The sequence below is a fragment of the Nocardia sp. NPDC059154 genome (genome assembly GCF_042755705.1).
Lineage (GTDB): Bacteria > Actinomycetota > Actinomycetes > Mycobacteriales > Mycobacteriaceae > Nocardia.
Window position 1 is genome coordinate 1 of the sequence record NZ_JBHZCS010000133.1, and the last position, 13266, is coordinate 13266.

12 protein-coding genes and 1 pseudogene are annotated in these 13266 nt (G+C 56.3%); 12 read left to right on the forward strand and 1 reads right to left on the reverse strand.

Annotation, left to right across the window (positions count from 1 at the left end):
* The 12 genes and pseudogenes from ACFXN1_RS49965 to ACFXN1_RS50020 form a co-directional block, all read left to right on the forward strand.
* Positions 1–2676 (forward strand): annotated as a pseudogene (locus ACFXN1_RS49965) (hypothetical protein); the annotation flags it as partial.
* A 74-nt stretch (positions 2677–2750) separates the two neighbouring features.
* The gene (locus ACFXN1_RS49970) at positions 2751–3590 is read left to right on the forward strand and encodes a phage tail protein (RefSeq protein WP_379440584.1); all 840 of its coding nucleotides are present in this window, start codon (positions 2751–2753) and stop codon (positions 3588–3590) included.
* Positions 3591–3598: 8 nt separating this feature from the next.
* Positions 3599–5269 (forward strand): phage tail protein, encoded by a 1671-nt coding sequence (locus ACFXN1_RS49975; protein ID WP_379440585.1) that lies wholly within the window; start codon positions 3599–3601, stop codon positions 5267–5269.
* 1 nt (position 5270) lies between these two features.
* On the forward strand, positions 5271–5840 hold the full coding sequence (locus ACFXN1_RS49980) for a DUF2744 domain-containing protein (RefSeq protein WP_379440587.1): 570 nt from the start codon (positions 5271–5273) through the stop codon (positions 5838–5840).
* Positions 5833–7047 (forward strand): C39 family peptidase, encoded by a 1215-nt coding sequence (locus ACFXN1_RS49985; RefSeq protein WP_379440589.1) that lies wholly within the window; start codon positions 5833–5835, stop codon positions 7045–7047. The genes ACFXN1_RS49980 and ACFXN1_RS49985 overlap by 8 nt, the downstream gene beginning before the upstream one ends.
* A 254-nt stretch (positions 7048–7301) precedes the next feature.
* Positions 7302–7649 carry a DUF2746 domain-containing protein gene (locus ACFXN1_RS49990; protein WP_379440590.1) on the forward strand — a complete coding sequence of 116 codons (348 nt, stop codon included), beginning with the start codon at positions 7302–7304 and terminating at the stop codon, positions 7647–7649.
* A gap of 86 nt (positions 7650–7735) precedes the next feature.
* The gene (locus ACFXN1_RS49995; protein ID WP_379440591.1) at positions 7736–8305 is read left to right on the forward strand and encodes a hypothetical protein; all 570 of its coding nucleotides are present in this window, start codon (positions 7736–7738) and stop codon (positions 8303–8305) included.
* Positions 8305–8640, forward strand: a complete 336-nt coding sequence (locus ACFXN1_RS50000; protein WP_379440592.1) for a hypothetical protein — start codon at positions 8305–8307, stop codon at positions 8638–8640. The genes ACFXN1_RS49995 and ACFXN1_RS50000 overlap by 1 nt, the downstream gene beginning before the upstream one ends.
* Positions 8641–8746: 106 nt before the next feature.
* The gene (locus ACFXN1_RS50005) at positions 8747–9841 is read left to right on the forward strand and encodes a hypothetical protein (RefSeq protein WP_379440594.1); all 1095 of its coding nucleotides are present in this window, start codon (positions 8747–8749) and stop codon (positions 9839–9841) included.
* 587 nt (positions 9842–10428) lie between these two features.
* Positions 10429–11328: a hypothetical protein gene (locus tag ACFXN1_RS50010; RefSeq protein WP_379440595.1), complete on the forward strand. Its 900-nt coding sequence runs from the start codon at positions 10429–10431 to the stop codon at positions 11326–11328.
* Complete coding sequence (locus ACFXN1_RS50015) at positions 11329–11844, forward strand: hypothetical protein (protein ID WP_379440596.1); 516 nt, start codon at positions 11329–11331, stop codon at positions 11842–11844.
* 456 nt (positions 11845–12300) lie between these two features.
* Positions 12301–12714 carry an Lsr2 family protein gene (locus tag ACFXN1_RS50020; protein WP_379440598.1) on the forward strand — a complete coding sequence of 138 codons (414 nt, stop codon included), beginning with the start codon at positions 12301–12303 and terminating at the stop codon, positions 12712–12714.
* A 55-nt stretch (positions 12715–12769) separates the two neighbouring features.
* Here ACFXN1_RS50020 and ACFXN1_RS50025 read toward each other — a convergent pair whose 3' ends face one another.
* Complete coding sequence (locus tag ACFXN1_RS50025; RefSeq protein WP_379440599.1) at positions 12770–13180, reverse strand: hypothetical protein; 411 nt, start codon at positions 13178–13180, stop codon at positions 12770–12772.
* Positions 13181–13266: the final 86 nt, after the last annotated feature.

The following is a 13266-nucleotide window of genomic DNA, read 5'->3' on the forward strand; positions in this document are numbered from 1 at the left end:
GACCCGATCTCCAGCGCGTTCCTCAAAGACTTCTCCAGCCGTAAGACTGCGATCGAACAGCAAGAAGCGCTGAACAAGGTTCTGGGTGATACCAAACTGGAGATGTCCGACCTTGGTTCGGTCATCGCTTCCGGTGGTCCTAAGTATGAAGCCCTCGTGGCCGGTCTCGAAAAGACCGGCGACTCTGGCCGTACTGCTCTGGACGCGATCAAGCGAACCCGGGACGAGATTCAGAAGGCCACCAACGAGGCGAAGAACTCGACTCCGGGATTCGGCACGCTTTCGGCTGCTGTCAAGACCCTAGCTGACGAGTCGTCTACGGCTGATCAACGCCTGAAGGCCATGAAGGACACGCTAGACGTTCTTTCCGGTAAGCCGGTCGAACTCGACAATGCGATGCAGCAGTACAACCGGACTCTTCGGGATACCACTGCGGCTACGCAAGAGACTTGGGATCAAACCAAGGGCTTCGGTGAAGGGCTGCTTGACGAAAACGGCAAGCTGTCCACGAAGACCGAGAACGGTGACAAGCTGAAGACTCAGCTTGACGATATCCGTACTTCGGTGCTGAAGGTCGCTGAAGCTGGTGGCCCTGTCGACTCTATGTTCGCTGAACTTGGGACGAAGTATGAAGAGCTTGGTAGGGCTACGGGTCTCGGTGCCGATGGAATCCGGAAGATCGCTGAAGCCCAAGGTCTTGTTCAAAAAGACATTGAGATCACGGCAAGCCTGAAGGGTGCCAGTGAAACCACTCAGAAGCTCACTGTTATCCGTGAGCTTCTCCGAGCTAATACGGGCACAGCAGAAATCCCGCTGGATTGGACGAAGTCCGCAGAGGTCAAGAAGGCGCTGGATGAGGCTGGTGTAAAACTAGACGAGATCAACGCCAAGCCGGGTGAGGTAAAGCTCACGGCACCGGGCCTTGACACTACGTTGTCGAAGCTCGCGGAACTGATCAACATCAAGATCCCGGACAAGCACGCGAACATCATCTATTCCGAGCAATTCCCGCAAGGGCGTGGAAACGTCATCGGCGGAACGCTCGGAGGCAGAGCCCCTGAGCAACGCGCTACCGGCGGACCTATCAACGGTGCTGGCACCGGTACCTCTGACTCGATTCCTGCGCTTCTCTCGCATGGTGAGCATGTGTGGACCGCTCGTGAGGTTGACGCGGTCGGTGGGCAAGGTGCGATGTACAACCTTCGCTCTCGGGCACTGGCCGGCGGACTACGGTTCGCCAAGGGCGGTACTCCGTACGGCATTCAGCAGGCGGTCAGTGCGGCGCAAGCCGCAGAAGGCCACAAGTACGAATGGGCCGGAGTCGGTCTCAGTAACTTCGACTGCTCCGGGTTCATCGGGTATCTGCAACAGATCGTTATGGGCTTCGGCAAGGTCGCGAAGCGGCTTTACACCACGTATTCGATTCTCGCGGGTGATACTGCGGGTCTTGAACCGGGTCTAGGCCCTTCTGATACATGGTTCCAGGTTGGTGTCTCAGAAGAGCACATGGCAGGAACTATCGCCGGAATGAACGTGGAGTCCGGCGGTGCGCTCGGTACCTCGGGTATCGGCGGACGTCGCGCGGGTGCTTCGGATTCGCAGTTCCCGTTCAAGTTCCACTTGCCTAACTCTCTGATCAAGGGCATTGATTCGCTGACTACCGGCGGAACGATGATCACTTGGACGGACGAAGACGAGACAGAACTTTTGTCTCTTCAGGAAGCGGTTACGCAAGCTCAGGAACGTCGTGACGAGGTGTACGCCAACGAAAAGGGTAAGTACTCCGACTCGGATAAGCGTAAAGCGGATATCGATGTCAAGACGGCTCAGAACAAGGTTGTCAAGAAGCAAGAGCAGAAAGACCACCAGGGTGAGCTAGAAGGCGGAACCCGTGTGGCTCCGCAAGCTCCAGAGCTGACAAAGCATTACTCCGATCAAGAGAAGTCGCATATCTCGAAGCAAGCGGCTATTGATTCCGCTAACAAGAAGCGGAACGAAGTATACGACAACCCGGATTCGACGGACACCGAGAAGGCTGAGGCGGATATCGCGCTTCAGGAAGCCCGGGACAAGGACGAATCGAGTTCTTCGAGCAAGGCGAAGAGTGTCAAGGACATCTTCACCACGTGGGCTTCGAGTACCGCGGGTGCAATATTCGATGGTCTCAAGTCTCAGCTACCGGACAAGATCTCGGGTTCCGGCTGGTGGAATGTCGCCGATCAAGCGGTTTCGCTGGCTTCTGAGCAGAGCGACAACAAGTCTTCGGATAACACCGCTTCGTCTGTCATCCAAGCTATCCAGAATATCGGGACCTTCGGCGCTAACGCGTTCTCCGGTCAGCTTGGCTACAACAAAGACGCGGAAGTTCCTGATTGGGCTAAGAAGACCGCTGAAGCGAAGGTGTACGACACCGGAGGTTGGCTGCCGCCCGGCGGCATCGCGGTGAACATGAGTTCTTCTCCTGAGCCGATCTTCAACTCTCCGAAGCAACTTCGGGACTTCGCAGGTTCCAGCCTTCAGCCGGCTCAAGGTGGGGATGCTCCGACCCGAGCGGAGATCGAACGAATGATTCATGCCAGGCCGAATGTCACTTTCAACGTCACGGATGTTCCTGCAGCGATGCAGGCGTACCGCGTTGAACAGAAGCGGCAGGCCAAGGTGTATCAAAGGAGATAAAAGTTTTGCCTAGCGGACTCAGATTCGAGTTCGAGTCATGGCGAAGCCCGACAGATACATGGATTCTTCACGGTGTGGGTGCCGGGGATCGAGGTGTTTACCTCGGCACTCACCCGGAAGGAATTTATGATGAACCGGTTGAATCGATCTGGAACTCTCAAGCATTCCAGATCGGTGCTGACTTCGGTGGTATCCGGGTTCACAAACGAGAAGTGATCCTAGGTGCGGAGGTTATCAATACTTCCGACCAGTCTTGGCAACGCAACGATTCGGATTTTAGAAAAGCTTGGAGCTACAAGAAAGACTCCAAGCTCTGGTGCGAGACGGAAGAATGGGGCCGCCGGTTCCTTCGGCTACGTCTCACTAAGACACCAGACTTTTCGCCCGACACAGACCCATTCAAGGACCAATACGGGCATGTCATCTACTCGGGCACGGCCGGTTGGCCACGCTGGCAGGAAGACGATGTAACTGACCCCTGGATCAGCACCACCGACACTACCGATGGTTCTTGGGCTGACGGATTTGTAACCGTCTCTAACCCGACCGATACAGAGATGTGGTTGAAGTGGGTTCTTCAGGCTTACCCGGGAGCGGTGTATAAGCTCCCGGACTTCTCTCTGGGTGATGACCGTTTCGAGCGTGCATCCGCGCATGCGGCCCGCAAGATCACGATGCCCGCGCTCATCGCGGGTGAACACGTCCGGGTCGATACCGATGAACATGCGGATCAGGTTGTCTCGGACATCGATACGCAAATCTATCAGCGTATGCGCGGAGTGCGGTTCTTGTATCCGATTCCGCCCGAGACGAAGCCGATGCAACTACCGGTGTCTGTGAAGAACGCACCGGCGGGTGTGGGGGTCCAGGTTCGTTGCCCGCGTAACTGGTCGCGGCCGTACGGGCTTGATTAAGGGATCATATGGCTACAGCAACAGTCGAGACTATCGACTTTGACGCTGTATTCGCTGAGATCACCGAACGTATTCTCAAAGAGAAGGAACGACGGCTACTGCCGCCGCTTGTCCGCCTCTTTGATGGCGATTGGAATCTACGCGGGTACGTCAAGAAAGAATACAACGCTAAGTTTCAGTTCCTCGCCAATGACGCTGGCGTTGGACAGATTGAAATGCCGCTTGACTACTACTTGTCCAAGTGGCTTGTGGATGTTGACGGACGTCAAACAACTAATGTGCATATCACTGTCGATAAAGACGGTGCACGCTGGTCCGGCTCTATTGATGAACTTTTGGTTGTCAAGGATGAGCAGGGCAAGAAGTTCGTCCGGGTAACGTTCAAGCATGATTACGAGCATCTAAAACATATCCTCGTTTACAGTAACCCGTTCCTACCGCCGGAAGTCCAGTTTCCTAAGCTATGGGTTCTTTTCGGTAGGGCGCGCTGGTGCCTGAAGACAACGCTACTTGTAAACCTACTTCGCCTGAATTCGTCAATCTGGGTACTGCCTGATAACCCACTGGATGCGTCACAGTGGTTCAACTTCGATCAGCGTACGTGGACTCAGGTTGTCAAACCGGATCTGACTCCGGACAACTCGGTTGGTGGCATTGTCCACGGCCGGTTCAAGTACGTACACGACGCGTCCAAGAAGGTTGTGGCTGACGCCCAGCTGACTTGGGAATGCCGCAGGTACCTCAAAGATGAGGACGAACCACCGTGGCCCGGCGCGGACTTGATGAACGGGTGCCTCGTATGGGACCTGATCGATAATTCGGGATTCAACACCGGTACTTCGTTCGGTGGGGATATGTTCGGGGGCCTGGTTCAGGCTGTTACCGACTTCTTTGTTGATCAGCCTAATGGGGTTATCAACGATACGCGGCGTACGCTGCCTGATCCGAACTTCCCTCCGGAGTTGAGCACTCCGGGATACAAGGGAACTCTTCCGGAGTGCCCGGGTGTCATCTTCTACGAGTCCGAGCATTCGGGTATCTCGTCCTCGGAGTTCAGCTGGAAGCCTGCTACTGATACCAGTGTAGTTGGCGGAGGGCACTCAATGCCCGGCGTCAACGAAATGATTTCGGCTGCGGTGCAGGCCCTAGGCGATTTGACTAGCGCTATCCCTGGTGTACCCGCTCTTGGCGGAATATTCGATGCTATCGCGAAAATGTTCTACACGGACGTTTTCATGGCCTTCGGAAAATGGAAATCTCCGGTAAGAGCTACACGTCTCTCAACTAAAGGTTTTCACTTCCACGAGAAGAAAGCCGATGGGGCCGATACCGGATACACGATCGCATGGCTTCTCGCTATGCGTGCCGGTCTCTGGGCTACCAGGGAAACCACCCGGCATAAACTCACTATCCCAGATGGTGCGTGCGGTTGGGTTGTCGGACAGCGCGGCCACGGTCACTTCTTTTTGGGTGACCGCGTCGGTTCAGTAATTCTCGGTATGCCTCACGGCAAGATCTTCGTGGACCGGGTATCCGAGATAACCCTTTCATGGTCCCGCACCGAATCGCCTACGTGGGCGATCACTATCGGAGAGTCCGAACCAGAAGACCCGATAGCAGAGGCGTGGGCACAGTTCGAAGAAATTCTATCTATCCTTAGCGACCTAGGAGCGATCTAGTATGTCCCGGTTCCCCACCTACGAAGATTGTCAACCCCCGGAAGGTGAGGAGCCGGACCCTAATAAGATCTTTCAATGTTTCCTAGGGTATATCCCGTTCGCGGGAAGTACCCCGATCATCTTGTCTGAGGAAGCCCGCGGAGAGCTTTCAGAGATTCTCTGGGGCTTCGGCCTAAGGCATCACCCCGAGCTACAAACCAAGAAGCTCCGGATGCCGTACAGGGGTCAGCAGCACTACCTCAATGGTGCGGCTCACGTCGTAGACATCGATGACCCGGACCCTGAACCAGTGATGATCCCCGATCCGCTGGATTACACCCCTCACGAACAAGCCGTGATCGCTGAACGGCTGTATCACGCGGGAATGCTCGGTGACCGTGTTCCGGCGTACCGAGAACACGAGTTCGCGGAGGAAGAGTCCGGGGACTTGTTCGAGCCCGCGGATCATTCTCCATCCACGGTGAACGGTTACTTGATGGCGGCTAGACCAGCGGAGCGCCGGCGTGTGATCGCTGCCGAGATGACCGGGAAGCAACGTGACCAGATTATAAGGAAGTGGCCCGGTGTCTAAAGACGATTACGCCCTCCGGATTATCGATGAAGGACGAAGACGATTCATCACCCCGCGCGGGCAGGTTATAGCGCTGGCAACAGCGCTCGTTGAGTCGGACCTGATCATGTACGCCAACGAGAACGATCCGGAAACTCTTCAGTATCCGCATGAAGCGTTGTCGTACGACTACGAGTCTTCGGGGTTGTTTCAGCAACGTCCCCAATGGTGGGGCACCGCGGCTGACCGCATGGACCCGGCTCGATCCGCCGGAATGTTCTATGAGGCTCTGGCCCGGCTGGACTACAACGGCCATAACTCTCCCGGCTGGTACGCCCAGCAGGTACAGCAATCCGCGTATCCGTCTCGGTATGACGAGCGGATGCCGGAAGCACAACAGATCTATGACCGGCTGACCGCCGGCCCCGATAATCCAGGAAGTACCCCAGTGGGTGAAAAAGTTCTCGACTACGACCGGTCGATTGTCCCCCAGGAAACCTATTACTGGTGTGGCCCTGCCTCAACACAAGTGGTTCTGAACAACCGCGGCGTGTTCCTGAATGAGCAGGACCTAGCCGACCAGATCGGTACGACCGTGAACGGCACGGACCACATCGGGCTTATCGCTCCGGTCCTGAACCAGTACACCGGAGGTGACTACACCGCGGTATCGATGCCGAATGATCCACCTACCCGTGTAGAGAAAGAATCGTTCTGGCGGAACCTGGTTGATTCGATCGACGCCGGTTACGGCGTCATCGCCAACATCGTTGCCCCACCATCGAACTACCCGCAAGGCGTGAAGGGCTCTCAGTCCCCCGCGTATGGCGGAGGCGACGTTTATCACTACATCGCTCTTATGGGCTATGACGACAACCCCGGCGCTCGCGCTGTGTGGGTTGCTGATTCTGGTTTCCGACCTTACGGGTACTGGATCAGTTTTGACCAGCTAGCAACGCTTATCCCTCCGAAGGGATACGCGTATTCCACAAAGGAAACAGACATGAATGACGAGCTACGTAACCGGCTCGATCGGCTGGAGCGAGTTGTAATCGCGCTCCTGGACCAGATCGGCGGAGCTGGTGTTGGTGGCGCTGTGGCTGACGGTAATCCAGCCCGGTTCGATGGTTTCGAGCAAGGTGGTAACCGGTCGGCTTATGACCTGCTGAGCGCTATCGGAGAGAAGAACGGCATTCCCGGCACCCGGGATCTGAAGCGGGGTAAGTAATGAATATCCGTCCGTACTACAAGTCGGTTGTTGCCGTAATCGGTTCCGTGTTGTCTCTAGGCGCTTTCTTGATGAGTATGCAAGGAATCATCCCGGAGAACATTTCTAGCGTCGTAGCGGGGATTCTGGCGGCTCTTACGCCTATCTCTGTGTGGCTCGTCAAGAACGAGCCCCTGATTGAAGACGCTGCGGATGGACTAGCCGACGCGGTAGACAAGACCATTGGTGCGTTCCAGGTTCGGGGGTAACCCGGCTTGAACCCGCTACCTGACGGGGTTAGCGATTACGTGCTAGCCCTTCAGGTCTTGTCTCCAGTGTTCATGGCCATTGTCGCCGGTTGGGTGACATGGCTCAAGCGCAAGCATGGGCAAGACCTTGCCGAAGTAAAAGACCAGGTGAAGAACACCCACAAGACGAACCTTCGTGAAGACATGGACGCGATTCACAACGAGATCCGTGAAATGCGTCAAGAGAACCGGCAAGACAATGCGGAGCTTCGTACAGAGGTGCGGGAGCTCCGGGCAGAGAACCGGGACTTCCGTGACTTCGAGACTGAAGTTCGTGCACTCGTTCGGCGTGTGCACCCGGAAGAGAGCTTGTAATGAGTTACCCGGTAGGCCCTAGACCCGATGGCGCATACCAGCTAGGCAGTACGTTCGGTCAAGATCTGCCGAGTAATCCTGACCAGATGATGGCGATTGTTGGCAGCGGTGCAAAAGTCTCGTGGGTCAACGCCCAGAACCAGCACCGGACGAATGTCCGGGAGAAGCTCGAGACTACTTACTCTATTGCTGTCTCTGCGGCCGGCTCAGCCGACACAGCAGTAACCCAATCTCAAGCCGCAGTAAACACAGCGGCTACGGCTGAGTCCACAGCGGCTAGCGCTTCTGCCCGAGCTTCCTACTGGGAAGCCGAATTTATCGTAGCTTCCGCTGAAGTACTACTAGGCGTGAATGAGCTCTTGATCGGTCTCTGCCAGAACGTTCCTGGTGGAATGACTCGCAAGATCACAGATATGCATGTTGCTCTACTGGAGCAACCTAACGGGCTGACCTTCGATCTGAAGAAGTGGAACGCCACCGGAACCACAGCATCGGTACTCGGCTCGTACACACTCCCTGCGAATGTCACCCGAGCCAATTGGCCTGTTGAGTTCTTCATGTCGTCACGAGAGCGAGTGTTCATCAACGTGACATCCGTAACCGGCTCTGTGCCACCCACCGTTTTTCAAGTTCTGTTGTTTGGAGTGATGGAGTAATGAAGTTCTTCGAGACTCGCTACGGTGAAGGTAGGGGTATGGAGGAAGTTCGACTAGAGACGTATCAAGAATCGCTATGGGCTAAGGCGTTCGGAGTCGAGACGCTTGAAGGTCTCTTTGACCTCACTCCAGGTGATCAGGCAGTGACTCGGATCGATGAAGCGATTTACCGATTCAATCATGATCCCGAGCCTTTGCGTACGCTGCTAGATCCGGCGGATACGCGTGGACTACGCGGTAACCGCATGGTTCTTGAGCAAATGCGTTCGACGCTGGTCTCTCACTCGGACGCAACTATTAGCGGCCTGGTGAACGATGTTCCTCCTGCGCCGTAACCTTCCCTGGACTTGGGCCGGATGGCATGACCTAGACGGTTACTACAATCGCCCGGATGAGCCCGCTATCCTGCCTCCGTGGAAGCGGGTCAACTCGAACCGAACCGTGTCTCTGCAAAGCAACACGATGGTGATTGCGGATGCCTTGGAGACCCCGTTTCAAGTCGGCGGAGTGTCATACGAAAAGATGGCGTTCACCCCGTCGTGGGGTGTCGAGTTCGATCTAAAGATCGATGGCAACGTTATCCAACAGCAGATTTTCGCAATGGCGATATCTTCGTCATGGACCAAGGTCGGATTCTCCGATCTGATCGAAGTTCCGATGGTTGCTATCTGGCGTGACCCGGGGGCCGTGGTTAACACCAACGATATTCGGGTTATCGTGTATCACTCCCTGGCAGATATTCAGACACTCGCACAAACCGCCAAGATGGGCGGCCTTCAAGACAACTCTTGGTACCGTGTCCGGTTGTGGCTTGACGAAGACCGGCTAGTGCGGGTATTCATCAACGACACGTTCGTATTCCAGTACTGGTTACCGGAGCAATACGCGGCGGGTCCGAACCGCCGGGCTCTCAACATTTTGAACCAGACCACTAACCAGGCATACATCCATAACTTCATGTTGTATGACAAGAAGTCGGATCTTCAAACCAAGATCCAGTGGACGCGAGAAGCTTTCTACGATGACTTCAACCGAGCGAACGGCTCGGTCGGTAACGGATGGACTACGTACGGCAACGCGGGAATTGTCTCTAATGCTTGGCTCGGGTCTACCGGCAGTAACTCTGCCGGAATCCTCCGAGACACCGGGGTAACCCACGGTGCACACCGTGTTGAAGGAATCATTCAGAGCCCTAGCAGCTCTGCAGATTGCTCCCTAGTCTGTCGTGCGAAGTCGGACGGTTCCGAAGGTCTGGTAGCCAACTTCTACAACGGCGGTATTTACCTATCCCGGTTCTCGGGCGGTCTCACCAACCCAACCTTTTTCGACTTCAACTATCGCGCGTACACGGTTACTGGCGGCATGAAGGTAGCGCTATGCGCTAACGGCGAAGCGGCATGGGTCGAGATAGACGGACGGATCGTTGTCATGGGCCACATGAACGGTTCTGTCCCTGCCACCCAGACTTACGCGGGTGCCCGAGTCAAGCCGGGCTCCGGTTCTTGGGATGACATTCGGATCAAGACCGCGTTCTAATCAAAGGATTTTCATATGGCTGGCCGTAGGGCTAAAGAAGAGCCACTAGAGCTGATCGTCTGTGACGATTTCGAATGGTTTTATGACTGGTGCCCGGATGGCGCTGGTACTCCCCCACAACCGTGGCCCTCGGGCCGTCAACTGTATTACCAGTTCAAGGACGGACCCGGCGGTGCATGGGTTGGCGGAACGAAGTGGAATTACGTCATCTCGGGATCTCGGGCTTCGATTCGTGTCGAGTCAGAGGTATCGGACGCTATGCCGGATCGCACCGCATACGAATTGATCCTGAAGGACACGACTACTACACCGACTACAGAGAAGGTGCTGATTGTCGGTAACGTGAAAAGGCAGGCTCCACGCGGATGAGTGAACTAGTCGGTTCCGGCCCGGGTATTCCGGGTATTGGCTCCCCGCCGCCGGTTCAAGGCGGCATTATCGTTCCGTCTCCCGGCCCAGCTGGGCCTACTGGCCCGACCGGACCTAAAGGCGATACCGGAGACCAAGGCATTCAGGGTATCCAGGGAGTCCAAGGCCCGAAGGGCGACACTGGCAATACCGGGCCTACCGGCCCTCAGGGCGAAGGCTTGTACATCGATGGACAAGTACCTACGTACGCGGATCTCCCCGCGTCCGGCGGTGCAGCCGGAGCGGTGTGGCTAGCCGGCGGGAAGCTCTACCGCTGGAGCGGTACCGCATGGCCTACTGAGGCGAACGGCACCCCGTTCCAAGGCCCGAAGGGCGATACCGGTATTCAAGGTCCCAAGGGTGACCAAGGCATTCAGGGAACCCAGGGACCGAAAGGTGATCCCGGAACAACTGACTGGTCAGGTTTGACCAATAAGCCGTCCACGTTCGCGCCCTCAGCGCACACGCATCCGATCTCGGAGGTCACCAACCTTCAGACGTCGCTGAACGCTAAGGAATCGACTGCGAACCGCGGCGCGGCCAATGGCTATGCTCCGCTGGACGCTAGCTCGTTGATCCCTGCGGCGTATCTGCCTTCGTACGTGGATGACGTTCTGGAGTACGCGAACCTAGCCGGGTTCCCGGGTACTGGTGAGACTGGCAAGATCTTCATTGCTATCGACACCGGGAGGATTTACCGGTGGTCGGGTACCGCGTACGTCGAGATCAGTCCTTCGCCTGGTTCGACGGACTCTGTGCCAGAAGGCAGTTCGAACAAGTACTACACGGATGCTCGGGTCACTACCCGAGTCAACGCCATGGTTGGTACTACGTCCGGCACTGTAGCCGCGGGTAACGACGCTCGTCTGAGTGACCAGCGCACACCGCTGGATTCCTCGGTGACGAACGTGAAGATCCCTGCTGGTGCCGGAATCGCTCTCTCGAAGCTCGCGACTGGATACACCCAAGGCGCTGACAAGAACGGTGCGAGGACTCTCACGGTGTGGGTCGGTACCGAAGCCGAGTACACGGCTATCGGAACCAAGGATGCGAACACGCTCTACTTCAGGACTGCATAGATGGCTGGTATGAGTCTCGGCACTACGCCGCTCTTGAAAGCGTCTCTCGGCTCTACCGGTATCCAGAAGATCAGCCTTGGCGCAGTGGACCTCTGGTCCGCGTTCTCGAACATGGGCATGGACAAGTCCAGCTCTACGTTCACGGTCCCGATTAACACCAGCACCGCAATCATTGTCACGGGGTGGGATGTGCGTTCCGGCTTCCCGGATACTCAGATTGTGTCAAACGCGTTGAACTCCAACGGTTCGGCAACGGTTACTCTTAAAGCCGGGGCGGTCATCACGGGATCGGCTCCGTCTGGTCATAACCCTACGTTCCAGGTTCGCAGGAACGGCACTGAAGTTCTGATGTCTGCAACAGTGGTCGCGGGTGGAAGCATTGCAACGTTCCCGACCACAACCACAGTCACCCTGGCCCCTAGCGACAAGATCGCTATGTACGTGACAAACCCGTCTGGTTTGTACGCGTGGACTGTTGCCACAGGTGCAGCTAACACATATCTCTACTATCAATAGGAGAACATTCCTTGCTTGGCCTCAATCGAACCCAAATTGGCGGACGGATGGAGATCCATGAATCCTGGATTACCGGGGATTGGGTCACGATGAATCTTCCAACGGGGTCGGTCATCCACTCGGCGCAATTTTCAGAGGATACCGGGGTGTACTGGTTCATCTGGACTAGCAGCGGTTCGAACGACTACACGGTAACCGATTCCCTGGGAGAGACCCTATCGGTGATTGTGGACACGTATCTTGTCAACGTACCGGGTACAGCCCCCTTCTTGCCAGATCTCCCCGGCCTTCGTCTACTCGGACATCAACCCGAGTCCGGTGTACGCGGCCTTGTCGCGGTGATTCCCACCGGTACAACCATAGTAAAACAGTGGGGTCAACTACTGGATCAGGCTAGTTGGACTGCCAACCCTAAGCCTGTACCGCCTTCTGAGTAACCCGTGTTATCCTCCGGCTATGGCCAAGAAGGTAATCTACGTAGATGATCTCTCAGACGAGCCCATTGACCCGGAGTTGGGTGGTGGACCACTGCCGTTCATGTGGGATGGAGAGGCGTACGTCATCGATCTCGGGTTGAAGAACCGGGACAAGTACACGAAGATGATCGCACCTCTCATCGAGAAGGCTCGTAAGCCCAGTGAGGATGAGATGTACATGTTCGGGGTTGGAGCCGGTCGGCGCTCACCCGCTCGTGGACCGAAGCCTGGTGGGAAGCCAAGCGGCCAGGGTTCCGGCCGTTCCTCCGAAGCTCTTGCAGCGGTTCGTGAGTGGGCCCGGAAGCAAGAGAAGTTCAAGGACCGGGGTATCTCTGACCGCGGTAAGGTCGCTGGTGACATCCTGGAAGCCTACGATGCCGCTCACGGCTCCTAACACCCCAGAAACACAGAAAGCCCCGTAGCATCGCGCTACGGGGCTTTTTCGTGTCTTACAAGTCATCTTCTGTTAGTCCGACTTCCGGGTCTCCGAGAACCATCACCGATTCGGAGCCTGATCCGAACGACGATTTGAACCACATACGGCCCGTGTTCCCGTTGAGGGTTACCTCAGCGGACATGATGACCACGAGGGGTCGGTACTTAGGTTGGCTGAAGTTGGATACCGTGCCGTGCTTACGGACTACCAGGTTGACGATGGCTGTCCGGGCTTGGGTTTCCATTGACTGTCTACCCGCCGGCGTCTCCCAGTATTCGACGCTGGGGGCCGACTGTATGTCGGATGGTTTCAAGGCCCACGCCCCACCGAACCCGGCGGCTACTGCTACCAGGATCAGCAACGGGCCGATCACCCACCACACGCGTCTAGGTTTCGAAGGATGTCGGTCTTCAGTGTCGGTCATGTCCCCGTTCCTATCATTCTGTGAGGTTGCTGTGAAGGGCTTACGTCGCGGGTCGTGTACAGAGTTGCCTGAAGTATTGGTGAATC

Coding starts and splice junctions, on each gene's coding strand:
- ACFXN1_RS50025 (WP_379440599.1), bottom strand. CDS start 13,180: ATGACCGACACTGAAGACCGACATCCTTCGAAACCTAGACGCGTGTGG.
- ACFXN1_RS50000 (WP_379440592.1), top strand. CDS start 8,305: ATGAAGTTCTTCGAGACTCGCTACGGTGAAGGTAGGGGTATGGAGGAA.
- ACFXN1_RS49995 (WP_379440591.1), top strand. CDS start 7,736: ATGATGGCGATTGTTGGCAGCGGTGCAAAAGTCTCGTGGGTCAACGCC.
- ACFXN1_RS49975 (WP_379440585.1), top strand. CDS start 3,599: ATGGCTACAGCAACAGTCGAGACTATCGACTTTGACGCTGTATTCGCT.
- ACFXN1_RS50020 (WP_379440598.1), top strand. CDS start 12,301: ATGGCCAAGAAGGTAATCTACGTAGATGATCTCTCAGACGAGCCCATT.
- ACFXN1_RS50015 (WP_379440596.1), top strand. CDS start 11,329: ATGGCTGGTATGAGTCTCGGCACTACGCCGCTCTTGAAAGCGTCTCTC.
- ACFXN1_RS49980 (WP_379440587.1), top strand. CDS start 5,271: ATGTCCCGGTTCCCCACCTACGAAGATTGTCAACCCCCGGAAGGTGAG.